Origin of the sequence: Alcanivorax sp. (assembly GCF_040119285.1) — a bacterium.
Classification (GTDB): Bacteria; Pseudomonadota; Gammaproteobacteria; order Pseudomonadales; family Alcanivoracaceae; genus Alcanivorax.
Genome location: NZ_JBEDTY010000007.1, coordinates 29,991 through 54,426 on the forward strand (window position 1 = coordinate 29,991; position 24,436 = coordinate 54,426).

The window sequence follows — 24,436 nt, forward strand, 5'->3', positions numbered from 1 at the left end:
CAGGACGACGATGGCGATATGCGGGCGAGCTTAATTCCAGAGCTTAAGCGCGCAGTTAGAACACACCGAGCCAATAGTGTCTTGCTCCACGCTCTACCGCTCGAGAGGACGCAGACACGGCCTTTTCCGATACGAAGCACAGTGTCCGCGCTGTTGAACTTTTCACTTTCAACTCAACATTCGCCCCGGCCAAGCGAGAGTAAGCCCCGTGCACCAGAGCACCACAAACACCACCTGGCGAAAACGCTCTTCGTTGACGCGATGGTGCAGCCACTCTCCAAATACAATGGCTGCAATAACCACTGGCACCAACAAGCCGATGCTCGGCACCGCCGGTAACAAAGTGCCATCGAGCAGGAATACCAGGGTTAGCAAGCTATTCAGCGATAGCCAGACCAGTATCAATGTCGCACGGAAGGCTTTCTTCTCCAGAAATAAGCCACCTAGGGCATACACGAGTAACGGCCCACCGGAAGCAAACAGCCCATGGCTAATACCTGCCATAAACATCCAGCAACGAGACCACCAGGCTCCATGGGGCGCTATCTTGATGCCTTTCCACATGCGCCACAACTCACGGCTACTGAACCACACGACCAGCAACCCGAAGGTATTTTTCAATAACTGATCACCCAGCCACGGTCGCAATCCGTAACCGGTTAACGTCCCTAGTACCATCAGCGGCAAAATCAACCGCCATAAAGTCGGCCAGTGAACATGTTGATGGTGGCGCCAACTCAGGGTCGCACTCATGACAATATTCAGCGGCACCAGCACCGGCAAAATGTCCGATATGGGCAAAAATAATGCGCCCAGAGAAAGCACAATAACAATGCTGCCAAACCCACTCATCGCTTCAGTGGTAAAGGCAAAAAAAATAAAAACCCCCAGCAGCAACCAAGGGAAGGTCATGAACTCCATCACAACATTCCTACTGATTCAATTCGCTGGCAAATTTACGCTGCATCATGCGCTGATAAAGGTCCGGCCATAACCGCCAAAGCAAACTGGCAAACCAGGTAAAGCGATCCGGAAACAAACGCTTCTTTTTCTTCGCATAGGAGGAAAAAACTAACTGAGCCATCCATTCCGGAGTACGCATATCGCCCACCATGGAACGTTTGTGGCTGGCTGGGCGACCATCGTGGCCCAGTGCATTAGTGTCGATCGGAGTATCCAGAAAGCCAGGGTAGACCATCAATATATGCACACCATCGCGGGCCATCTCTCCACGCAGCACTTCAAAGAATTGCCCTAACGCACTTTTCGCGCTGCAGTACCCTGCACGGCCAAGCACCGGCATCCAACCCGCCATGGAACCAATATTGATAATTCCACCTTGGCTTTTTTTCAGCAGCGGCAAAAAGCCGATGGTCAGCTCCACTGGCGCCTGCCAGTCCACCGCCATCACTCTACGAAACACTGCCATATGGGTTTTTGCGGCCAACGATCGGTGAGTGATGCCTGCGTTATTAATCAACAGATCCAATGAAATATCGTCGCCATGCACCCAACGCACTAGCGCCTGTACCGCATTACTATCGGTGACATCCAAACTCCGGAACATCACACGTGCAGGATCTTTTTTTGTTAGCGCATCAGTTCGCGAAACCAGCAGGTCAGCGTCCATGTCTACCATGATAACCCGGTAACCCAGTGCAAATGCCTGCTGTGACAAAGACCATCCCAACCCGGAAGCGGCGCCGGTAATCAATACGGTTTTCATAACTGGCCCCGCTGACGGGCGGCAGCCATGAAAAAGCGGAAAACCTGCTCGGAGTTCTTGCGAGGAATATAGCCAAACTCTTCTTTTAAACGGCGATTGCTAAGCACCGGCCGATAACGTAGAAAATTTACCTGAGCCGGCATATAGCCGGTAAAATTTAAACGACTCCCCACCCATAACCCACCGCGAATTAACCACGCAGGCACATGAACTACCGGTTTTCTCAGCAAAACGCCAAGCTCATCAATCGAAAGGGCGCCATCGCCGGCCAGATTGAAACACCCGGCGCTATCGCGGCAGACACCCTGCTCAATTATACCGATCACGTCCTGGTCCCAGACAAAAACAAACGGAGATGAAGAGCCAGCCACCGCTAACAAATATTTCCCCTCAAACAAACGAGTAATTAAATTGCGAGTTCCCGATCCCAGAACCGTACATGGGCGTAATACCAACTGCCTAAGATCAGGAAACTTTTCCCGATAATCCGCCAATAACTCTTCCACCTGACGCTTGTGATCTGAATAGGGAAACTCGGGATTGCCACGTAGAGCATCTTGCTCGTCTAGCCAAGCGGGGTTGTCAGCATAGTAACCGTAGGCCGCACCGGAGCTGGTAACCACCAACTGCTCAACACCATTGGCCACGCAGGCGTTAAGAACGTTGTGAGTACCGTTCACATCAATATCAAAATCGCGCTCGCGATCACCGGTGTCTTCCAACACCGCCGCCAAATGAACCACCTGTTGAATGCCATGTTCCTTCATTAGGTGTTCAATTTTCGGGTCACGAATATCCATTTGGTAGAACGGAAAATCTGCGCTCTCGCCTTTGCGGATATCCACACCGACCACGTAATGATTTTGATGAAGCTGCCGGGCCAACTGGCTGCCAATATAGCCAGCGGCTCCGGTAATCAGGATGCGTCGTGACATGCCTCTTCCTCAGCCGGGCTGCGCGACCACCAGTAGGCCAGCAGCAAACCGCTAATCAGATGCCAAATACCCCAGAATGCAGCGATCAAAATCATTTCGCTGGCCTTGGGGAAGAAGGTAAACAGGATTGCCAGTGCAAGGCCGGAATTTTGAATCCCCACCTCCATTGTGATGGCGCGCCGCTCCCCTCGGGGCAGCCTGGTAATACCCGCTGCTATGGCACCTAACCCCAGGGCCAGAAGATTTTGCAGGACCACCAGCCCGACAATGCGATTCGCGGTGGCCAGAAACGCGTCCATGTTATTACCGAACGCCACCCCCACGAACAGCAACAATACCATCAGGGTGATATAGCGCATGGGCTTCTCGGCTTTTTTTGCAAACGCCGGGAATGTTTTACCCACCAGCACACCCATCACCAACGGCAGCCCCAGCACCAACGCCACCAGAATCAGGATATTCATGCTGCCGAGCTCAATATCGGTGAGAATGGAGCGCGTGTTCGGATTCAACCAGCCATACAGCGAGAAGTTGAACGGTGTCATGATCATCGCGGCCAAGCTGGAAACCGCCGTCATGCTCACCGACACAGCCACATTGGCCCTCCCCAACCAAGTCATGATATTGGAAAACGAGCCCCCCGGGCAGGACGAGACCAGGATCATGCCCAGCGCCAACTCTGGCCCCACATTGAAATACCAGGTGGTCAGACACGTTGCCGCTGGCAACAATACAAACTGGGCGAGCAACCCTACGATGGGCGCACCCGGACGTTTGAGGACGCGCCGGAAATCATCGCCGGTGAGTGAGAGGGAAACACCGAACATCATAAAAGCAAGGATGACATTCAGGATTAACAGGTTTTCACTTTCGAAATGCACTTCCATCTCGCCGCCCCTTTTTCAATGCAGCAATATGAGTGTTAACGGCCTTTCGATAGCTGTCCTTGTTGACGTAATATGCCATGCGCGCCAATTTCAGGTAAGCGTAGCCGCCATCCAAGCTTGTTCCCGCCTTCTGGCGCACTGTTTCATCCAACTGTTTTGCGGCAGGATTGCCCTGCTGGCTGGCACGAATATACAGCGCCACCATTTCCGCCTGTTCATTACGCCCTTCCCAACCCAGGCCAGCGGCTTCCACCATGCCCATCATGAACAGGTTGCGGTGCTCAGGATTGAACACATTCAAATACAGCTGTGGCGCATCACTGTTACCCCAATTGAGATAGGCCGGGTCAATGAAGGGGTAATCCAGCGTGTAACCGGTGCCCATGAGAATCAGGTCATAATCCCGCGACTGACCATCGGCAAAGACCACCGTTTTACCTGAAACCGCAGAGATATCTCTTCGCGGAGTAATATCGCCGTGGCCGATATAATGCAACACCAACGAGTTAATCACTGGATGGGATTCGTACAATTTATAATCCGGATCGGGCAAACCGTAATCACTGGGTTTGCCGATGATCATGCGGATCAGGCGGTCATCCACCACCTGCTTGATTGTCCGGGGTAATTTGATTTTGCCGCCGATGGAATCCGTAGCCTTGCCGCCGATGAACTTGGGCAGAAAGTAATAACCCCGGCGCACGGACATATCCACACTGGCTGCGCGGTGCACCGCGTCCACGGCGATATCACAGGCCGAATTACCACAGCCCACCACCAGCACTCGCTTGTTATCGAAGCAGGACGGATGACGATATTCACAGGAGTGCATTCGCTCGCCATCAAAAGCGCCAGGCAGGTTGAGCATGTTAGGCTTATGCAGAGTGCCGCTAGCGATCAATACACCGGAAAAACGACGACATTGCTCTTCTCCGTTCGCCTCAGTGGTGACCAACCATTTGTCATCATTACGCTCTACCTTGACCACCTGGGTAGAAAATTCATAGTGCTCATAGAGTTCGAAATACGCAGCGTAATGCTGAAAATAACGCTTCATTTCACTGTGATGGGGGTAGGTAGCGGCGTCATTCGCCATGGGAAATTCTTTGAATTCGGTCATTTCCTTGGAGGAAATCAAATGCGCCGATTCATACATAGTGCTATGTGGATTATCGATATCCCACAGTCCGCCCACGTCGACATTCAAGTCCAATCCCACAAATGGGATACCGTATTTTTTCAAATTCCTGGCCGTAGCCAGCCCCATGGGGCCTGCCCCTATCACTGCGTACATGGCTATTGCGTCTTATTATGTTTTTATTCAGTCACCCGTGCTCGACAAGCGAAGCAGGGTACAGAGTTTGGTATGCTTGCCACTCTAGAGCCGGCCAGCAATAGATACACGGCTATTTCAGGACCTTGTCACGGTTAATTCGGGACGTCATTCAACCCCATGTCGCATACTCCCACCGTCACGGTGCGTTTTACCCAGGCAATCAGCCAAGCTGCAGAACAGCAAGGCTTCGCCCTGCCTGCGCCGCTGAAAAACGCCTTTGCCGAACAGGAGCGGGTAAGTCTGGAATTGCAGGGAGAGATATGGGAAACGTTTTGCCAGCAGGCCGACGATCCGCTCATCGGCATCCGATTCGGGCTGGCGCTTCAGGTCGGGCACCTGGATACCGCCGGCATGGTGCTGATGAGCTGTGACACCGTGGCGGAAGCCTTGGATTCGCTGATCGACTATTACCCCATTGTTGGCGAAGGCGGCATTTTCGACTATGCGGTAGCAGGGGATACTTGTGAAATCCGTTACCAACCCCAGTACACCACTCGCCAATCCGAGCGGGTGGAAGCGGCGCTGGCCTCGTTACTACAGTTAACGCGCTGGTCCACCGGCGAGCAGCTTGAAGCCAGCGGAATGCACTTTTCTCATCCGGCACTGACCGATCCCGCTCGCTATCAGCAGCTGCTGGGCGTACCGGTGGAATTCGACAGGCCCCATAACAGCCTGCGCATTCCTGCCGACGCGTTATCTCTGCCGCTTATCTACGCCAATCCGGCGCTTTGCCAGCATCTGCGCACCCTGGCAGACCAGCTACTGGAGCAACTGGGCAGCCAATCACTTAGCGCCACCGTGTGCGACCTACTACGTCAGCACCCCCGTTGGGGAAAGGAGAAAGTGGCCGAGCAGCTGGCCATGAGCGGCCGTCACCTAATTCGCAAACTGCGCGAAGAAGGCACCAGTTTCAAACTGCTGCGCGATGCATTACTGCAGGGAATGGCCGAACAGGCACTGAAGGAAGGGTTAAAACTTTTCGATATCGCCGACAAATTGGGCTTTTCCGATGAAAGCGCCTTTGCCAAAGCGTTTAAACGCTGGACCGGCATGACGCCGGCCCAGTTTCGAGCCCAGGGCTAAACTGCCGCCAGTGCCTGTTCGATATCTGCCAGGATATCGTCAACATGCTCGATACCAATGGACAAGCGCACCAGATCCGCACTGACACCGGCCTTGCTCAGCTCTTCATCATTTAACTGCCGGTGCGTGGTGGTTGCCGGATGACACGCCAGAGACTTGGCATCACCAATATTCACCAGCCGCTTGATCAAGCCCAACGCATCAATAAAACGCGCGCCCGCATCACGCCCCCCTTCCAGGCCAAAGCTGAGGATGGATGAGGGCACCCCGCCATCCATGTACTGCTGCGCCAGAGCATAATCCTTGTCCGCTGCCAGCCCTGCAAAGTTCACCCAGCTCACTTTGGCATGGTCCCGCAAGTATGCCGCGACCTTCATGGCGTTCTCGCAGTGGCGCTCCATGCGCAGACTCAAGGTTTCAATGCCCTGCATAATCAGGAACGCATTCATGGGAGACAGCGCTGCCCCCATATTACGCAGGGGGACAACCCGAGCACGGCCAATAAACGCCGCCTCGCCCATGGCCTCCACGTACACCACGCCGTGATAGCTGGGATCCGGTTCGTTGAATTGCGGGAAACGCGGGTTATCTTTCCAGGGGAATTTCCCGGAATCCACGATAGCGCCGGCAATGGTGGTGCCATGCCCACCCATGTATTTGGTCAGCGAGTGCACCACGATATCGGCGCCATGCTCAAAGGGCCGACACAGTGCAGGCGTTGCCACCGTGTTATCCACGACCAACGGAACACCGGCGTCATGGGCCGCTTTGGCCAGCACCGCCATGTCCACCACATTGCCCGCCGGGTTACCGATGGATTCACAGAATACCATTTTTGTCTTTTCATCAATGGCATCGGCAATCGCCTGGGGATTGCGACCATCCGCCATACGCACCTCAATACCCTGGTTCGGCAAGGTATGCGCAAACAAGTTATAAGTGCCGCCATAAAGCTGACTGGTTGAAACTATATTGTCACCGGCTTTGGCCAGTGTCTGAACCGTCGCGGTAATGGCCGCCATGCCCGACGCCATTGCCAAGGCAGCAATGCCGCCTTCCAGTTGCGCAACGCGCTCTTCGAGCACCGCATTCGTCGGGTTCATGATGCGGCTGTAAATATTCCCCGGCACTTTCAGGTCAAACAGATCGGCACCATGCTGGGTATCATCAAAGTAATAGCTGGTGGTTTGGTACATGGGTACAGCAACCGCATGGGTCTGCGGGTCACCGCCAAAACCCCCATGAATGGCAATGGTTTCTTTTTTCATCACTCTTTGCCTCATAATTTTCGTCGCAGAACGACGCACACGCAAAAAGGCCGCCAAGCGGCGGCCAAAAACCACCTTATTTAATCGGAGGTACTTCCCAAAAATCAAATTGTTTGGGTACATCCGCCAGTGAAGTATCAAAACGCGGCGCGCGCTTTTCCAGAAAAGCGGTAAAACCGTCTTTCCCGTCCCAGAATTCATTGGACCAATAAATCATTTTTGATTCCACCACGTGGGCTTCGGCTGGGTGGGAAAAGTTCGGGTTGCGCCATAACATCTGCTTGGCCAACGCCACGGCCACCGGAGAGCTTTTTGCAATCAGCTTTCGAGCAATGCAGCGAGCCACCTCCAGTACCTCGTTCTTATCATGCACACTGTGGAACAGCCCCGCTTTCTCACCTTCTTCAGCCATGAAAATATCACCGCTAATTACCCATTCCAGCGCTTTCTGCATACCCACCACCCGCGGCAGGAACCAGGAAGAACAGGCCTCAGGGGTGACACCACGCTGAGTAAAGACAAAGCCGATCTTGCTGTTGGCCGCCACCAGGCGAATATCCATGGGCAGGGTCATTGTGATGCCCACCCCCACCGCCGCGCCGTTGATGGCGGCAAGCACCGGCTTGCGACAATTATAGATAGCCAGCGACAGTTCGCCGCCGGAATCGCGGATGGTTTCTAACGGTGGCTCCATACCCTCAGCGTCATCATAGCCAAACAGGTGGCCGCCCCCTTCCGGCTCCATTTCCATGCCAGCACAGAAAACCTTACCCGCCCCCGTAACGATAACCGCCCGGATATCATCATTGCGGTCGGCCTCCGCCAGCGCGTCAACCATTTCGTCTTTCATACGCAAGGTAAAAGCATTAAGGCGGTCAGGACGGTTGAGGGTGATAGTCAAAATATTTTCGGCCAGCTCGGTCTTGATGTCTTGATAATCCATGATCACTCCACTGGGGTTATGCGGTTTTCAGTCGTTATCGATAGAGATTCAGTATGCACGGTTTGACTCTGAGCATACCCCGATGGCAAGGAGCCGAACATGACACGCAATGTCCGGTTGATATGGGGGGTAATGGTACAAGCCTGCGAGCACCGCCAGCTCGATAAGCCCAGTACCGAGCTTAATCGTCTTGGCGGTTTTACCATCAAGACGCATGCCTCCTTCTCTTGCATGTCGCCTCCCTTCTGGCAATCGTCCAGACCGATCAATTATGGCAATCGCTATACAAGCTGGGCCTCGCCTTCCTACAATGCTCAAAACACAGAACAACACCAAGCCTGATCGCAGGTCTACATGGAGCAGAGGAAAAGCGAATGGTAGCGCCCCGCATCTGGCTGGTTTTCGGGCTATTGGCCCTGTCGGTTATGGCCCCGATCAAAGCCGCTGAAAACGCTGCCTGCGAGGCAGCAGAGCTGACTTTGGAGCAGCTCAAACAGCAGCGCCAACAGCTGCGTGCAGATCGCGCAGCCCTGCAAGCCATTGTTGATGGCGAGATTCCCGCCCCGAATCAGCTCAATGCCCTGTTGGGCCGCCCCCTGAACCAACGACCACTGCTGCCCATGCCGCCGCCTCAGCCCCTGGCGATCACCGACAGCAAGTGCCCCGATCAACAAAACGATATCGACACCCTGACACGGCAACTCAACAGCCTGGAACAGTCGCTCCACACACTGAGGCAGCCGTTCGTTGCTATCGACTTTACCCAGCGGCAAGCCTTTCTTAATTTGGCAACCCAACATGAACAATTGCAGCTATTGGCGGATAACCCCAAGACCAGCGCCTCGGTGGTACCCGCTAGCCGGCGACTACAACAACATATTGAGCAAGTGTGGGCACTACTTGGGCAACTGCAAAGCAGCCCCGATAGTGCCCTGCACACCTTAAATGAGCTCTGGTTGAGCCTACCAGTATTGATCCCGCCCACCGGCGTGCGCTCCGCCGATTGGCGCTCCTTGCTCAAGGCTCGATTGGATATCCAGCAGGATGTACGCACTTTGCGCTCGGCGCTTTGGAAAAGCCGGCCACTGCTGACCCAGATCGATAACCTGGGAGGATTGGGGCAGGCACCACGACTATTGCAACAGGAAAGCCAACGGATTGCCTTGCGCCTAAGCGACATCTTCTCGCTGGTGCGCTACGACCTGAACGGCCCCTTACGCAATGGCGGCTACATGCCAGTGCTGCAGAACATTCTCGCCTTAATTCTCGGCGCCGTGGGCTTCTGGCTGCTAATCCAGCTGGCTCAGCGCACCCGCCGCTGGGCGCTGACGCTGCACGACCGGGTGGTGCAGCTTAGTGGTGAGCGCCGCTGGCTACTCAATGCCAGCCGCCTGATCAGTGGCGTGGCGCCGATTCTGCCCTGGATTCTGATCTGGCTGGTGCTCGACTATCTTGGTTTATTGCTGGACACCCCTTCCAGCAAAATTTTGCTGTGGTTACTGCCGCTGGCCCAGCTTTATGTCATCTACGGTCTGCTCTGCTTGATTGGTGAATGGCTGGTGTTGCGTGTGGCACAAAGCGCCAATGCCTACCTGGGCAGCGAACAGACCCGACAAGCGACACAACATGCCCATCACCTGGCACGCTGGATCATTGTCCCTTGGGTCCCGGTCATCATTATCTGGGAAAGCCTCGGCCCTTCGCTGATGTATTACCTGTTTTTCGGGGCTCTACTGGTCGCTATCTACGCCGGGCTTAGCCGTCTTCTGGCATTCCGCCACCAGGACTATCTGGCCTGTCTGCAAACGCTTATGCCTTCTCAGATAGATCCACTAATCGCCCGTTTGTTGAGCCCCAAACTGTTCTGGCTGTTTGCTCCATTAATGCTACCCATCGCGTTGGTGAGCTTCCTGGTGGGTTTTGTGGACCGGATACTGGTTGACTTTGACTGGTACATACGACTTAAGGCCCGCTGGTTCCGTTTCCGCGCCAATGTAGCCACCGACCAAGACGACGGTGACAATAGTGAAGAACCGGTGGCCCAATCCTACGAACGCTGGTTTGCCCCCGCCTTGCCCGACGATGCGACCAAACCCCCGTTCATCGACACCGGTTTAGTAGCCGCCATAGAAAAAAGCATCCAGCGCTGGCACGAAGATAAAACCGATGAAAACGCCTTGGTGGTTTCCGGTGAAAAAGGCTGCGGCAAAAGTGTCTCCCTTGGCAAACTCGACAAGGTATTGGAGAAAAGCTGTGAATCCCTGGATATCTTGCACCTGAAAGTACCCGCCAAGACCTGTACCCCGGAAGCCATTCACCAGCTGATTGGCGATGCACTGGGCACCGACCTGGTCAACGACGGCCCGGCCGCGCTGGTCAAGGACGATGAACACCGGCAGCCCACCCTGGTGGTGCTAGACGAAGCGCAAAATTTCTTCCTTGCCCAACTGGGCGGCCTGGAAGGCTGGCGCACAGTGCTCAATCTGGTCAACGCTCGGGTGGACAATGTGTTCTGGTTGTTACTGATCAACAACCAAAGCTGGGCCTACCTATGCAACGTGTTTGGTCGGGAATACCAGTTCCGTAATGTCATTCGGGTAAAGCGCTGGGGGCAAACCGATATCCGTTCGCTGATTCTCAGTCGTAATCATCTGAGTGGTTTCCAGCTACGTTACGACGAAGTGTTGTTGTCCTCCCGAGGGCCAGAAGCGGGCAATCTGCGCAACGCGGAGCAACGATATTTTAGCCTGCTCTGGGATGCCAGTCGCGGCAATCCCATGGTGGCATTACGGCTGTTCCTGACTTCAGTGAAAGTCAAAGGCCGACAAGTGACCGTGGGGCTGCCCAACGCCCCCTCGGCCAGTATTCTCGATGGAATGGGTGACAACTCCCTGTTTGTTTATGCCGCCATTGCCACCCACGAAAATCTGACCAGCCACGAAATCAGTGCGGTTACACACCTGCCAGAAAATGTGGTGCGCTATGCGCTGAAAGGCGGTTTCGATGCGGGCTTTCTGCACAAGAGCAATGATGGCCGCTACCGGTTGGTGCCCCTATGGTACCAGCAGGTAATCAGCTACCTAACACGGAAGAACCTGCTCAATGAATGATGGAAATATCGTCAACGACCTGACCGTCGTGGTGGAGCTGTTTAACGTCTACGCATTGATGCTGCTGTTTATTGGTGGCCTGCTGCTGTGGGCCTTGAACTGGGGCATCAGTAAAGCAAGCCTTAAAATCACCGAGAAAATGCCCACCCGGCGCTTCCTGATTTTGCAGATCACCACTCTGGTCGGCTTTGTGCTCTACACCGTAGGCACCATCGCGCTGGTCATCGGCGTGCTGCAACCCCCGAAAGAATTCATGCTCGCCGCCGGCGGGTCCATCGCGGTGGCCCTGGGCTTTGCCCTGAAAGACATTGCCGCCTCACTCGTAGCCGGCTTGCTGTTGTTATTCGATCGCCCTTTCCGGGTGGGTGACCGGGTCAGCTTCGCTAACGTGTACGGAGAAATCGTTTCCATTGGCCTGCGCACCGTGCGCCTGCAAACTCTGGACGATAATCTGGTCACTATCCCTAATTCGCGGTTTATTACCGATGTGGTGGCCTCCGGCAATGCCGGCGAACTGGACATGATGGTGGTCACCGATTTCCATGTGGCCCTGAATGCCGATATCGAACAAGCCAAAGCCATCGTGGAAGAAATTATCGTCACCAGCCGCTACGCCTACCTGAAAAAGCCGGTCACTTTTGCCATTGAAGAAATTGAGGTGGGCTACCGGTTGGCGATTCGTCTACGCGCCAAAGCGTATGTGCTGGATGTGCATTACGAGAAGGCGTTTCAGAGCGACATCGTGGTGCGGGTATCCAAACGCTTTACAGAAATGCAGGTGGCTCGGCCGGAGTAATCGTCGAGACCTTATGCCTTGTGCTTTTGGCTCTTCTCGCTGGCGGGTTTTTCTGCCTCCTCGGACAGCACCTCTTCCAGCTCCTCGCGGGGCATGTAGTCCAGATCCCAGTGGCTGGTGTAGGTTTCTTTTAAACGACGTCGCCCCCGATGCAAAGGCTGTGGGTCTTCATCACTGCCATGGGCGGCGTGGTGTTCGCCTAACGTCGGCACCGGATTGCTGGCCGCCTCTGGCGCCGTGTTTTTTTGCTCAGCCCCTGACCGTTGACGCCAGGGAGTAAGCCATCGCTTCAGCCAGTGCATATTTTTCCTCTCTTACCGCTGTACCTACTCTATCATTCACCTCCACCCTATCACCCCGGCTTGCCATCTACACGCGAGCGCGTGAGCACTTGTCCATAGAGCAGCAGGAAACCAGCAAAAGCCAGGCTCCATAAGCCTGTGGACCACCCTACCCCGAGCCCCCAGGGCAGCCACCCTAGCGCCGTCAGCACTCGCAATACCCCCGCCGCCAACACCAATGCATACAGCACAATACCGCCGGAAGGCAACGCCATGGTACGCCCGGTATGCCCCATGGCTACACGCGTCATCACCCCCATGATGGTAGTACCCATGGCTCCGGCGCCAAGGGCATGCAGCCATGCTGTCGGCGCCACCCAATACCATTGCGCCAGCGCCAGTAGCACAAATCCCAGCACCACCCACAGATGCCCCAGGTGCAGAATCCACAGCAGGGGTTCATCACGTATCTGCCAGGATGCCCAGCCCAACAAACGCAGCAGCACCATGGCAGCGGCCGCCAGTGCCAGCACCGCCAGTAGCGCGCCTTGTATGTTGAGCGCCACCAGCACCGCCACCGCCAGCGCCAATACCAAACCCACCGACGTAGCCCAGGAAGGGGTACGCACCTGAGAACTGTCCTGGCCGCGGGCCTGCAACCAATTACGCGTAAACGCCGGCGTAATCCGCCCACCGATAATCAATATCAACACCGCTGCCAGCACCACCAGCGCCTGCAAATAGCGCGGCGAACCAGACAGATGAAACAACAGATCCAACACCCAGCATGCCGCCAGAACACCCATCAGAATCAACTGCCGGTACTGACGGGCATGCCAGATACGGGTACCTGCCAGCCAAGCCAGCAATGGCAGGAAAGACAAGTCGACAACGCTGGCGAGAATTGGCCAGAAACCGCCAAACATCATCGCCAATCGCCCAGCCAACCACAGCAGCCACAAAGCCAGTAATGCCCCGCCGTCCACCGGAGGCGCACCGGTCCAGTTACAGACTGCGGTTAGTAAAAACCCGGCGATGGCGGCGTTAAGGAATCCCCCCAGCATTTCGTGTTGATGCCAATGTAGCGGCGCCAAGGCCAGGCTATCCACGCCTCCCTGAGTGAGTAGAAACATCCATAACGGCACCAATAACGCCGCCCCAAAAGCGGCGGAAAGAAAAAATAATCGAAACGGAAATGCCAGCACAGGCACTTGTAATATGCGCCGCCACTGATGGCTCTTGCCATCAGGGGAATCAGAAGCGGACGGTGGAGAAGAGGGGGGTGTCATCGAGCTCTCCCTGCCGGAATAGACTCCCTCGAATATACCCTGTTACTAAAAAAACCGATGGAATTAATGCCATAAAACTGACCGGGATCACAGCCCGGCCAACTTAGACATAGTGGGTGCTTTTCACGCTAATTCACCCTAAAAAATCAAGACAGCAATTGCGGGCGCTCCATCAACCGCGACAATTTTTCCAGGCCCTGCTGGCGCAGGTAGCCACTGTCACGTCTGGAAGGGTGGAAGTCGCGTTTGTAGTACGACAGATAGGATTTGCCCAGCTTGCGCAGCCAGCCGGGCTTTCCTAGCAACCAGTTCATTCCCTGGCCCACGGACTTCCAGTCAGTGGAGTCATCCATTCCGGCGCGCAGCTGGTTGTAGTGGAAAATAGTAAAACCGATAAACTCTACCGTGGTAAGCGCCATCTCCGAGGTGCGCATCCAATAGCTGCCCACCTGGTCCTGATACACATCGAACGCGACCGATTTATGCTCGCTTTCTTCCACCGCATGCCACAGCCACAGCGGCACCATCCGCTCGTCCATGCCTTCGATAATTTCTGGATGCTCCAGAATCATTTCCGCCAGCATTGCGGTGAAATGTTCCAGCGCACAGGTCTTCGCCAGTTGCCGTTCCGGTGACAACCATTTGACCATGAACTTTAGGCCGTCCCTTACAAAGGCGTCCACTTTGCTGGTAGGTACGCCCTTCGATTCCATAAACGCATTGAAGGCATCGTGCTCGTTGCCGTGATGCGCCTCCTGACCGATGAAGCCTTTCACTTGCTCACGGAGCAAAGGATCAGTGATTTTTTTCTGAAAATGACGAACAGAACGAACAAAGAAACGTTCGCCCTCGGGAAACGTGCACGACAACGCCGTCAGCAGCATAGTTTTGAATTGATCATTATCGAACCAGTACCGGGGCATGGACGGATCAAATTCAAAATCCATCTTGCGGGGCTGAATGTCGCTTTTATTCGGCTTTTTCTGTGGCTGACGCGTTACCGACGTCGCGACAGAGACTGTATTGGCATTCATGGCGATGTCCTCATTGCTCATGGACCCAGTATTCGGCAGCCACAACGGGCAGGCTAGTGCAGGTTGTGCCATTTTTGCAGCACACAAACCAAATGCCGGATGCCTCGCACGTAACACTAGCCTGGCTCAACCCGGTTCGCTTTGCCGCCGATACAACCGCGCGTGGATATCGCCGCTGCTTTTCTCTTTCGACAATTGCCAGTTGGCCGGGACTGCCGGCGCCTCTCCCTTCCGGCGGCTTTCCACATAGATAATCGCCCCGTCTGTCAGCAACCCTTGGGCTTCCAAGGCCTCACTGGCCGGCGACACTAGGCCCAAATCATAGGGCGGATCGATAAAAACCAAGTCGAAGGGCTGCCGTTGCGTAGGCAGCCAACTCAACGCGTCTGCACACTGCACGGCAATACGCCCCTCGAACAGCGGCGTTAACTGGCGACTCAGGTCTGCGCTACGCTCACGCTGCTTCTCCACCAACACAGCCTCGCGGGCGCCCCGGCTCAAGGCTTCCGCGCCCAGCGCTCCGGAGCCGGCAAACAGATCCAGCACGCGCAGCCCCGATATTTCAAATTGCAGCCAGTTAAACAGGGTTTCGCGCATACGATCCGAGGACGGACGCAAATCGCCGCCATGGTCCACAAAATGCAGACGATGGCCGCGCCTTTCGCCGCCAATAATTCTTACCTGCCCTTTCTGGCCCTGAACGCTGGCAGCAGGGCGCTTACCTGAATGCTTACGGGGCACGGTCAGCGGGCTCCTCATTGGCCTTATTGTCCGCGTCCGTTGCCACCGGCATAACCTCTGGTGCCTCAGGGCCAATGCTGACGATGGCCAGATTCTCCGGTGTCAGATTGCGCTGGAACGCGGCGCGGATGTCTTCTGCGGTCACCGTGCGCACCTGCTGGTTGAACCATTGCAGATAATCCAGCGGCAGGTCGTAGAAGCCAATAGCCCCCAGCTGACCGATAATGTCGCTATTGTCGGCGGTACCCAAAGCAAAGCTGCCAAGAATGCTAGCGCGGATTTCCTCCAGCTGCTCATCGGTGGGGCCGTCTTGCACAAACTGGTCGATCAGATCCAGAGTTAGGGTCAAGGCGGCGTCGGCATTGTCATTGCCCGTCTGCAGGCTTACCTGAAACGGGCCTCCGGCCGCCATGGGGCTGAAAAAACTGCTGATCCCATAAACGTAGCCCCGCTTCTGCCGCACTTCGTCAGTGAGAATAGAGGCAAAGCCGCCACCACCGAGAATCTGGTTACCCACATACAAGGCCACATGATCCGGGTTGCCACGCCAGGTGGCCTGATTACCCAGCAAGATATGAGTCTGGGCAGAAGGGAAGGTAATGTGTTCGCGCTGACGCTTAGTCAACGGCTGAGCCCGCGCCAATGCCGGTGCCTCCTCGCCTTGCGGCAGGGCTGCGCTAATCTCTGCGGCAATGGCTTTCGCATGGGCGCGATCCAAATCCCCCACCATAGCAATCACGGTGTTACCCGCCGCGTAGTAGCTCTGGTAGAAATCCTGCAGCTGGTCACGAGTGATCGCCGGCAAACTGTCCAAGGTGCCATCACTGGGCTGCCCATAGGGGTGGCCGACGAATACGGTGGACTGAAATGCTTTATTCACCTGCGGGCCCGGCACCTGGGTTTCCATGCGCAAGCCCTGCATCATTTGGGTACGAATGCGTGCCAGCGTATCCTGCTCGAAAGTGGGGCTGGCAATCACTTGCTGGAACAGCGCCAGTACCGGTTCGCGATACTCGGGGTCGGACAATGTACGCAGGCTGATCACCCCCATGTCCCGGTAACTGGAAGAGGAAAAGCTGGCGCCCTGATCTTCAAATCCGCGAGCAATGTCATCCACGCTTAACCCGTTCGCCCCTTCACCCAGCAAGGCGCTAGTCAACGAGGCCAGCCCCGGGTGCCCGCCATCGCGGGCAGAACCCGCATCACTGACCAAACGAATATCCAGCATGGGTAATGCATCGCTGCCCACAAATAACACCTTGGCTCCCTGTTCGGTTTGCCAAGACTGGATATCCAGCGCCGGTGCCTGCGGGTCAGTTTCTGCGATCTGTGCTGCGGTGCCGGGGAAAGAACCAGAAAAAGTGCCGGCGCAGGCACTCAGCACCACGTTCAGGCCAAGCAGGAAGGCCAGCCGGAAAGTATTCATCTTCATGGTTGCGGCTCCGCTTTCGGTTCATCAGAGGTAGGCGCTGTCGGTTTCACCATACCCACGGTCAGGCGATCCGGCACCAGCCATTGCTGTGCCACTCGCTGTACATCTTCAGCGGTCACCGCCTCCAGGTGCTTGGCAAAACGGGTGGACAGGTCTATATCCAACCCTAGGGTACTGAGCATGCCCAGCTCCATGGCCTGGCCCATCACCGAGTCTTTCTCATACACCTGGCCCGCCAGCACCCCGGCCCGCACCCGCGCCATTTCCGCGTCAGTGGGCAAGGTAGTCTGCAGGGTTTCGATCTGTGCCAGCAGCGCGTTCTCCACGTCAGCCAACGTCACCTCCGGGTTCGGTGCCGCCGTCAGTGTGAACGTCCCATCGCCTCGCTGAATGCCGCTATAGCTGGCGCCAGCACCGGCCACCAGCCGCTGACCGCGGACCAGATCCGTTTCGATTCGCGCGCTCATGCCGCCATCCAGCACCCCAGCCAGCATGGTCAGGGCATAGAAGTCTTTTTTGTCTTCCAGCGTTACCAGTGAGGGCACGTTGTACATCATGTATAGCGAGGGCACTTTTACCGGCAAATTCAGCGCCAGCCGACGTTCGCCTGCTGGCGGGTTCACCGTTTGCTTGGGCCGCGGCGGCGTCTGCCCGGCAGGCAGATCGGCAAAGAATTTTTCCACCAGCGGCTCAACCTGATCACGGGTTACATCCCCGGCGATCACCAATGTAGCGTTACCCGGCACATAAAATCGTTGATACCAGCTGCGGGCTTGCTCCGGCTGTAACTGGGACAACAAGGAACGCCAACCAATAATCGGGTGGGCATAACCGGTACCCGGGCGGGCCACCGCCTGAAATTTCTCCCAGGCCAACGCATTCGGGTTATCGTCGGTTCGCATGCGCCGCTCTTCCATCACCACCTTCAGCTCACGGGCAAACTCTTCATCATCAATGTCCAAGTGCCCCAGCCGCTCGGCCTCCAACTCCAGCGCCAGAGGCAGGCGCGACACCTCGTATTGCTGAAAGTAGGCAGTGTAGTCGTAGCTGGTAAAGGCGTTATCGCTACCACCATAGCGGGAGACCAACTTGGAAAAATCACCAGGGCCGAGTCTCTCGGTGCCCTTAAACATCATATGTTCCAACACATGAGCCAAGCCGGTTTCGTAGGGAGCTTCGTCGATACTGCCCGCCTTGTACCACATCATCACCGTGACTACTGGCGCCCGATGATCTTCGCGCACCAGCACTTTCAGGCCGTTATCCAGTGTAAAGGCATGGGTCGGCAGCGCCGCCTGTACAGTCAGCGACCACAGGCCCAGCGCCAGTACCGTTATCAGTCTTTTCATGAAATACCTCTATTTTGGGGACCACAAACCCGAAGCTGCTCCCCTCTCCCCATAATGGTAGGATAGCGGCGCGTTCGCACCGCGAACGGCAACTCTGCAAGCAGGTCCCTTTTTTCTCCGGCATAGCATACCGGGTTATCGCCTTGCTCTTGCAGCCTCATTGCAAAAGAAGGGCCACCCTTCTTGATTGGATACGACTAATCATGAGCGACGAAGTTTCCCGCGACGACGACAAGCGGCCACAGCCAAGCGAAAAGCCGGAAGAAAAGAAAACCGGTTTCTGGAAGCGCATGTTTACCGGCGTGGACGCCGACGAGCTGCCCGCAGCACCTGCCGAACCTGAAGCAGACCCTGCCCCCGAGCCTGCTAAGTCAGCCTCTCCGCCAGCAGCAGCCACACCTGAGCCGACACCTGCTGCCACAGCAGCAGCCCCTGCCGACGAAGCCAGCCCCGAGGTAAACGACGACGAGGGCAACTTCTGGACCCGCATGAAGCAGGGCATGAGCAAGACCCGCAAGGGGCTGGGCAAAGGCCTGGCGGACTTGCTGGTGGGCGCCAAGGAGATCGACGACGAAATCTTTGAAGAAATCGAAACCCAGCTGCTGGTGGCGGATGTAGGCGTGGAAGCCACCGATGTAATCGTCCAGGCCCTCACCGACCAGGTGAGCCGCGAAGAGCTGGTGGACGCCGACGCACTCTACGAATCCCTGCAAAATGAACTGCGCAAGTTGCTGGTCCCGGTGGACCAGCCCATGCAGATCGACAGCAGCAAAAAGCCCTACGTAATCCTGATGGTCGGCGTGAACGGGGTCGGCAAGACCACCACCATCGGCAAACTGGCCTGCCGCTTCAAAGCCGAAGGCAAGAGCGTGATGCTGGCCGCTGGCGATACCTTCCGGGCCGCCGCCGTAGAGCAACTGCAAGTATGGGGCGAGCGCAACGACATTCCCGTGGTGGCCCAACACACCGGTGCCGATTCTGCCTCGGTGGTGTATGACGCGGTCCAGGCGGCACAGTCCCGCGGCGCCGACATCCTGATCGCCGATACCGCCGGGCGCTTGCACACCCGTGGCAACCTGATGGACGAACTCACCAAAGTCACCCGGGTAATGAAGAAGCTGATCCCGGACGCACCCCACGAGGTATTGCTGGTGCTGGATGCGGGCACCGGACAAAATGCCATCAACCAGGCTGAACAGTTCCGCGATGCTGCGGGCGTGACCGGGTTGGCACTCACCAAGCTCGACGGCACCGCCAAAGGCGGTATCCTGTTTGCCTTGGCCAAACGCACAGGCTTGCCGATTCGGTTTATCGGCGTTGGGGAACAACTGGAAGACCTGCGCCCCTTCCACGCGGAAGAGTTCGTTCAGGCATTATTTGAAGATGTAACGAGTTAAAATCAGACTCAAGCGGCACTTGAAGCTTGGGGCTTGCAGCTGCTTAAGGACTTCAATGATTCAGTTTGACCGGGTCAGCAAACGCTACCCGAACGGGAAAGATGCCCTCAGCAAGGTCGATTTCACCCTCCCCGCCGGGCAACTAACATTTCTCACCGGTCATTCCGGGGCGGGCAAGTCCACCCTGTTAAAACTGATCATGATGATCGAGCGCCCAACCCAAGGGCAGGTATTGATCGATAACCAGAACCTAAACGGCTTCAGCAATCGACAAATTCCCTTGCTGCGCCGCAAAATTGGCATGGTTCATCAAAATCACCAGCTGCTGTTTGACCGTAGCGTATTCGATAACGTGGCCCTGCCACTGGTGATTGCAGGTTATGCCCGCGCCGACATCGGCAAACGGGTGCGCGCCGCGCTGGACAAGGTGGGCCTGTTGGACAAAGAAAAACTCAATCCAATCATGCTTTCCGGCGGCGAACAACAGCGCGTGGGTATCGCCCGGGCGGTGGTGAACAAACCCCCACTGCTGCTTGCCGATGAACCTACCGGCAACCTGGATCCCGCCCTCTCTGAAGAAATCATGGACCTGTTCAAAGACTTCGCTCGGGTCGGCGTGGCCGTGCTGATCGCCACCCACGACCTGAGTCTGATCGCCCGCTATAACCACCGCTTACTGACCCTGCGGGAGGGTCGCCTGATCCACGACGGTGACGAACCTGGAGCGGCCCATGGCGCCTAGCAATTCAAACCGGGGCAAAACCAACAGGGCAAACCGCAATGCCACGCCGGTTAAGCCCCGCCGCAACAAAGCGGAACGGCCGCGCCGGGTAGCCGGCGCCCATAGCGCCCAAACCTCATTAAAGGATCGCTTCACCAGCTGGCGCCAACACCATCAGGATTCCTTGCGCGACGCCTTACAACGCCTCAACGCGGCCCGGGCCAGCAGCGCCATGACCATTCTAGTCATCGCCATCGCTCTGGCCTTACCCGCCGGCCTGGCGGTACTGCTCGATAACGCCCGCGCCATCACTCGCGGCTGGGATGGCAACGCCCACCTGTCTGTCTTTCTCGACATGGACACCAGTGAGGCTCGCCAGCGAGAACTCGCCAACGAATGGCAAGGCACTGGGCACATCACACGCACCGAAGTAATTACTCGGGCTCAGGCGTTGGCAGAGTTCAAGGCCCTATCCGGCTTCGGCGATGTGCTGGAGGCGCTGCCGGACAACCCTTTGCCGCCATTGATTGTGGTCTTCCCGGACAGCACCGACCCGGTCACCCTACGCGCTTTGGAAAACCGCCTGGGCGAAGCCGACAACGTGGACCTGGTGCAATTGGACGTGGAATGGGTGCGCCGCCTGCACGCCCTGATCGAACTGGTCGAGCGGCTGATTTCCGCCCTCACCCTAGCGCTGGCCGCCGCGGTGGTGCTGGTCATGGTGAACACCATCCGCCTGGCCATTGAAAGCCGGCGGGAAGAAATCGTGGTGGTGAAGATTGTCGGCGGCACCGACGGCTTCGTTCGCCGCCCCTTCCTCTACACCGGCTTCTGCTTCGGCTTTGCCGGCGGCCTGGCGTCAGTCATCCTGGTACAGAGCGCCATGTGGTGGCTCGGCGGCCCTATCGACGAACTGCTCTCCCTATACAGTAGCGAGCAATCACTAACCTCTATGGCCTTATCCAGCCTGATCACTCTCCCCCTGTTTAGTGGCGCCTTAGGCCTTCTCGGCGCCTGGCTCGCAGTGGGCCGCCATTTGGGCGATATCGAACCTAACTTCTGAGTAGTAACAACAAGCTTCAAGCGGCAAGAAGGCGCAGCCCAGACCCGATATACCCCACAGGCTGTGCCAGCGCCCAACGTCCTGAGCGCAGAGCCAACCACACATCCGTTGGTCGCATCACCCCTGCTGTTGCAGCTTGAGCTGCCCCACGAGCAAGCTACATAGATCGGATGCCCCAAAGGAACACACAATGCGAAAGCGCCATCCAAGGAACCTCTCAACCACTTCCCCCTCTAACCCCCATGTTCACCAGTAATTCACACTTTGTTTCTATGCTGGAATCCATCGACAATCTCGATGAAAAGGAACTTTTTTGTCTATTAGCACTCTACTAATTCGAGTGCTAATATCAGCCTTCGATTGATACATAGAGAGTCTTCACAAGGAGACAATGCGCATGACCAACCCAACTACTCAAGCACAGGCGCTCACACTAGCCGTACCGGGTCATGACTTGGACGCCTACATGCGAGCCGTTAACGCCGTGCCGGTACTCAGCGCAGACGAAGAGCAACGCCTGGGCGAACGCCTGTATTACGATCAGGACCTTGATGCCGCGCGTAGCCTGGTTCTGTCTCACCTGCGCTTTGTGGCACACATTGCCCGTAGCTACACCGGTTATGGCCTGCCACTGGGTGACTTGGTCCAGGAAGGCAACGTAGGCCTGATGAAAGCTGTAAAACGCTTTGACCCCACCAAGGGCGTACGCTTGGTGAGCTTTGCCGTGCATTGGATCAAAGCAGAAATTCACGAATACGTGATCAAGAACTGGCGCATCGTGAAAGTGGCGACCACCAAGGCTCAGCGCAAGTTGTTCTTTAACCTGCGCGGCCAGAAAAAACGCCTGGGCCGCCTGACGCTGGAAGAAGCCCAGCGCGTGGCCGATGATTTGGGCGTTACTGCCGCACAGGTCAAAGAAATGGAAGGGCGTTTGGGCGCTTACGATGCCAGTTTCGACGGCCCCACCAATGATGATGATGACAGCACCGTGGTGTCTCCCGCTGCTTATCTGCACAGCGATAACAGCGACCCTGCCGACTTGCTCGCCGAACAGGATCAACAACAACGGGAGAGCCGCCAGTTGAGCTCGGCTCTAATGGCGCTGGATGAACGTAGCCGCGACATTCTGGAGCGCCGCTGGCTGGCCGACCAGAAATCCACGTTGCAAGAGCTGGCCAATGAGTACAGTGTTTCCGCCGAGCGGATTCGTCAGCTGGAAAACAACGCCATTAAAAAGCTGCGTAACGCCATCGCAGCGTAATACGAGGGGCGGCACCCAACACGCAATACGGAAAGCCCCTCGCGAGGGGCTTTTTTGCAGGGCCCTGCACCGTCCAGTCGATGGAGGGCAAAGGCATTGCGCGACAATGTCCCCGGCAACCACTGTGGAGCGCCGAATGAAAACTCTGCTTGTCCTTGGCGCGCTCAACAGCGCCCTTGCCGTCATGCTCGGCGCCTTCGGGGCCCATGGGCTGAAATCCCGCGTGGACGATTCCATGCTGGCCACTTGGGCTACCGCCAGCGAATACCATTTTTATCATGCCCTGGCCTTGCTATTGACCGGCCTGCTCGTCAAGGCATTTGGTGCACCCAGCATGGTCACCGCCGGTTGGGTGCTATTTGCCGGTATGCTGGTATTCAGTGGTAGCCTGTATGCGCTGGTGCTAAGCGGACAACAATGGCTTGGCGCCATTACCCCATTAGGCGGCACGGCCTTAATCATTGGCTGGCTAATGCTCGCCTGGTCCCTTTTCAAACACGTTTGATAAAGATCATGAAGCTCACAGTAAATGGCGATACCCTCACACTAAATGGCAATTCCATTGCTGATTTGGTGAACCAACTGGAATTGGCTGGCCGCCGACTGGCCGTGGAAGTGAACCGGGAAATCATCCCTAAAAGCCAGCACAGCGGTTTCGTCCTGAGCGAGGGTGACGTGGTGGAAATCGTCCACGCCATCGGCGGCGGATAACCCCACAGAATATTTGCGCTGCAGGCATCACTTAGCCAATCAGTCCAGGCGGCCCTTTGAGTGCCTGTGCAGGCTCCAGGGCTGCCGGAAAAACCTGATAGAAGACACCAATACCCCAAGAGGTCCCCATGTCCGATCTGCTTACCATTGCCGGAAAAACCTACTCCTCCCGCCTGCTGATCGGCACCGGCAAGTACAAGGATTTTGACGAAACCCGTGAATCCATCGAAGTCAGCGGTGCGGAAATTGTTACCGTCGCCATTCGTCGCACCAATATTGGCCAGAACGCAGACGAACCCAATCTGCTCGATTTCGTCAACCCCGACAAATACACCATTCTGCCTAATACCGCCGGCTGCTTCTCCGCCGAGGAGGCAGTGCGTTGCTGCAAGCTGGCTCGGGAACTGCTGGATGGTCACGACTTGGTGAAATTAGAGGTGCTCGGCGACCAAAAAACCCTATACCCCAACATCTCCCATACCTTGCACGCCGCCCGCGAACTGATCGACGACGGCTTCAACGTCATGGTCTACACCAACGACGACCCCATCGTGGCGAAAGAGCTGGAAGATATGGGGTGTGTGGCAGTCATGCCGCTGGGCTCATTAATCGGCTCCGGGCTGGGCATCCTTAACCCTCACAACATCAGGCTCATCATGGAAGAAGCCAACGTGCCCATCATTGTCGATGCCGGTGTCGGCACCGCTTCCGATGCGGCGCTGGCCATGGAAATGGGTTGCGATGGCGTGCTACTCAACTCTGCCGTGGCCCATGCACAAAAGCCGGTCCTGATGGCCTCCGCCATGAAGAAAGCCATTGAAGCTGGCCGCGAAGCTTTTCTGGCCGGGCGCATGCCTCGCAAAGCCTACGCCTCTGCCTCCTCGCCACTGGATGGCCTCAGCCGCTGAGCCTTTTCTATAGGCAAAAAAACGGCGCCACTCTGGGGGGAGTTGGCGCCAAGGGGGAAGTGTTGAACCATTGATGGTTATGCACTTCAGGGTAGGGCTGCACTGACAATATAGCGTTATCTTTACTGATCACCGATCAAGAACGCGTGAAGGCTACACCCTGTA

The 24,436-nt window shown here is 56.3% G+C and carries 24 protein-coding genes; 11 read left to right on the forward strand and 13 right to left on the reverse strand.

Translation table 11 applies throughout. The annotated features are described in order from the left end of the window. Window positions 1-168: 168 nt before the first annotated feature. The 5 genes from ABNH10_RS03120 to ABNH10_RS03140 are packed head-to-tail and all read right to left on the reverse strand — an operon-like array spanning window position 169 to window position 4,842. Window positions 169-921: a sulfite exporter TauE/SafE family protein gene (locus ABNH10_RS03120; protein ID WP_349384705.1), complete on the reverse strand. Its 753-nt coding sequence runs from the start codon at window positions 919-921 to the stop codon at window positions 169-171. Between the two features lie 10 nt (window positions 922-931). Further along, window positions 932-1,726 carry an SDR family NAD(P)-dependent oxidoreductase gene (locus tag ABNH10_RS03125; RefSeq protein WP_349384706.1) on the reverse strand — a complete coding sequence of 265 codons (795 nt, stop codon included), beginning with the start codon at window positions 1,724-1,726 and terminating at the stop codon, window positions 932-934. Continuing rightward, complete coding sequence (locus ABNH10_RS03130) at window positions 1,723-2,661, reverse strand: SDR family oxidoreductase (RefSeq protein ID WP_349384707.1); 939 nt, start codon at window positions 2,659-2,661, stop codon at window positions 1,723-1,725. The genes ABNH10_RS03125 and ABNH10_RS03130 overlap by 4 nt, the downstream gene beginning before the upstream one ends. Then, entirely contained in the window at window positions 2,643-3,548 is a 906-nt protein-coding gene (locus tag ABNH10_RS03135; protein ID WP_349384708.1) for a bile acid:sodium symporter family protein, read from the reverse strand. Before ABNH10_RS03135 ends, ABNH10_RS03130 begins: the two co-directional genes overlap by 19 nt. Beyond that, entirely contained in the window at window positions 3,526-4,842 is a 1,317-nt protein-coding gene (locus tag ABNH10_RS03140; RefSeq protein ID WP_349384709.1) for a flavin-containing monooxygenase, read from the reverse strand. Before ABNH10_RS03140 ends, ABNH10_RS03135 begins: the two co-directional genes overlap by 23 nt. A gap of 159 nt (window positions 4,843-5,001) precedes the next feature. Between ABNH10_RS03140 and ABNH10_RS03145 the strand changes: the two genes are divergently transcribed. Beyond that, a complete protein-coding gene (locus ABNH10_RS03145; RefSeq protein ID WP_349384710.1) occupies window positions 5,002-5,967 on the forward strand; it encodes an AraC family transcriptional regulator in 966 nt (321 codons plus the stop codon). Here ABNH10_RS03145 and ABNH10_RS03150 read toward each other — a convergent pair. Next, window positions 5,964-7,235 (reverse strand): O-acetylhomoserine aminocarboxypropyltransferase/cysteine synthase family protein, encoded by a 1,272-nt coding sequence (locus ABNH10_RS03150; protein WP_349384711.1) that lies wholly within the window; start codon window positions 7,233-7,235, stop codon window positions 5,964-5,966. The two genes, ABNH10_RS03145 and ABNH10_RS03150, sit on opposite strands and share 4 nt — an antisense overlap. A gap of 76 nt (window positions 7,236-7,311) precedes the next feature. Continuing rightward, on the reverse strand, window positions 7,312-8,178 hold the full coding sequence (locus tag ABNH10_RS03155; RefSeq protein WP_349384712.1) for an enoyl-CoA hydratase-related protein: 867 nt from the start codon (window positions 8,176-8,178) through the stop codon (window positions 7,312-7,314). A gap of 99 nt (window positions 8,179-8,277) precedes the next feature. Between ABNH10_RS03155 and ABNH10_RS03160 the strand changes: the two genes are divergently transcribed. From ABNH10_RS03160 to ABNH10_RS03170, 3 genes are read left to right on the forward strand one after another with little or no spacing between them, the layout of a single operon-like run. Continuing rightward, window positions 8,278-8,520 (forward strand): hypothetical protein, encoded by a 243-nt coding sequence (locus tag ABNH10_RS03160; RefSeq protein ID WP_349384713.1) that lies wholly within the window; start codon window positions 8,278-8,280, stop codon window positions 8,518-8,520. Window positions 8,521-8,552: 32 nt separating this feature from the next. Then, window positions 8,553-11,288, forward strand: coding sequence for an AAA family ATPase (locus ABNH10_RS03165; protein ID WP_349384714.1), 2,736 nt, complete (start codon window positions 8,553-8,555; stop codon window positions 11,286-11,288). Then, complete coding sequence (locus ABNH10_RS03170) at window positions 11,281-12,084, forward strand: mechanosensitive ion channel family protein (protein ID WP_349384715.1); 804 nt, start codon at window positions 11,281-11,283, stop codon at window positions 12,082-12,084. The genes ABNH10_RS03165 and ABNH10_RS03170 overlap by 8 nt, the downstream gene beginning before the upstream one ends. Before the next feature lie 11 nt (window positions 12,085-12,095). Here ABNH10_RS03170 and ABNH10_RS03175 read toward each other — a convergent pair whose 3' ends face one another. The 6 genes from ABNH10_RS03175 to ABNH10_RS03200 all read right to left on the reverse strand — a co-directional run bounded on the left by ABNH10_RS03175 (window position 12,096) and on the right by ABNH10_RS03200 (window position 18,210). After that, entirely contained in the window at window positions 12,096-12,386 is a 291-nt protein-coding gene (locus tag ABNH10_RS03175; protein WP_349384716.1) for a hypothetical protein, read from the reverse strand. Between the two features lie 50 nt (window positions 12,387-12,436). Next, window positions 12,437-13,654 (reverse strand): NnrS family protein, encoded by a 1,218-nt coding sequence (locus ABNH10_RS03180; RefSeq protein ID WP_349384717.1) that lies wholly within the window; start codon window positions 13,652-13,654, stop codon window positions 12,437-12,439. Between the two features lie 146 nt (window positions 13,655-13,800). Beyond that, window positions 13,801-14,688 (reverse strand): metal-dependent hydrolase, encoded by an 888-nt coding sequence (locus ABNH10_RS03185; protein ID WP_349384718.1) that lies wholly within the window; start codon window positions 14,686-14,688, stop codon window positions 13,801-13,803. A 126-nt stretch (window positions 14,689-14,814) separates the two neighbouring features. Continuing rightward, window positions 14,815-15,429 (reverse strand): 16S rRNA (guanine(966)-N(2))-methyltransferase RsmD, encoded by a 615-nt coding sequence (gene rsmD / locus ABNH10_RS03190; protein WP_502877107.1) that lies wholly within the window; start codon window positions 15,427-15,429, stop codon window positions 14,815-14,817. Continuing rightward, window positions 15,419-16,861, reverse strand: coding sequence for a M16 family metallopeptidase (locus ABNH10_RS03195; protein ID WP_349384720.1), 1,443 nt, complete (start codon window positions 16,859-16,861; stop codon window positions 15,419-15,421). Before ABNH10_RS03195 ends, rsmD begins: the two co-directional genes overlap by 11 nt. Continuing rightward, a complete protein-coding gene (locus ABNH10_RS03200; protein ID WP_349384721.1) occupies window positions 16,858-18,210 on the reverse strand; it encodes a M16 family metallopeptidase in 1,353 nt (450 codons plus the stop codon). The genes ABNH10_RS03195 and ABNH10_RS03200 overlap by 4 nt, the downstream gene beginning before the upstream one ends. Window positions 18,211-18,413: 203 nt before the next feature. Here ABNH10_RS03200 and ftsY point away from each other — a divergent pair, with 203 nt between their 5' ends. From ftsY to ABNH10_RS03235, 7 genes are all read left to right on the forward strand, one after another. Beyond that, a complete protein-coding gene (ftsY, locus tag ABNH10_RS03205) occupies window positions 18,414-19,607 on the forward strand; it encodes a signal recognition particle-docking protein FtsY (RefSeq protein WP_349384722.1) in 1,194 nt (397 codons plus the stop codon). Between the two features lie 55 nt (window positions 19,608-19,662). Continuing rightward, window positions 19,663-20,349 (forward strand): cell division ATP-binding protein FtsE, encoded by a 687-nt coding sequence (gene ftsE / locus ABNH10_RS03210; RefSeq protein ID WP_011589838.1) that lies wholly within the window; start codon window positions 19,663-19,665, stop codon window positions 20,347-20,349. Continuing rightward, window positions 20,339-21,391, forward strand: a complete 1,053-nt coding sequence (gene ftsX, locus ABNH10_RS03215) for a permease-like cell division protein FtsX (protein ID WP_349384723.1) — start codon at window positions 20,339-20,341, stop codon at window positions 21,389-21,391. The genes ftsE and ftsX overlap by 11 nt, the downstream gene beginning before the upstream one ends. Window positions 21,392-21,782: 391 nt before the next feature. Continuing rightward, a complete protein-coding gene (gene rpoH / locus ABNH10_RS03220) occupies window positions 21,783-22,652 on the forward strand; it encodes an RNA polymerase sigma factor RpoH (protein WP_502877108.1) in 870 nt (289 codons plus the stop codon). Window positions 22,653-22,788: 136 nt separating this feature from the next. Then, complete coding sequence (locus ABNH10_RS03225; protein WP_349384725.1) at window positions 22,789-23,157, forward strand: DUF423 domain-containing protein; 369 nt, start codon at window positions 22,789-22,791, stop codon at window positions 23,155-23,157. 8 nt (window positions 23,158-23,165) lie between these two features. Further along, window positions 23,166-23,363 carry a sulfur carrier protein ThiS gene (gene thiS / locus ABNH10_RS03230; protein ID WP_349384726.1) on the forward strand — a complete coding sequence of 66 codons (198 nt, stop codon included), beginning with the start codon at window positions 23,166-23,168 and terminating at the stop codon, window positions 23,361-23,363. A 128-nt stretch (window positions 23,364-23,491) separates the two neighbouring features. After that, on the forward strand, window positions 23,492-24,271 hold the full coding sequence (locus ABNH10_RS03235) for a thiazole synthase (protein ID WP_349384727.1): 780 nt from the start codon (window positions 23,492-23,494) through the stop codon (window positions 24,269-24,271). The last annotated feature ends 165 nt before the right edge of the window (window positions 24,272-24,436 follow it).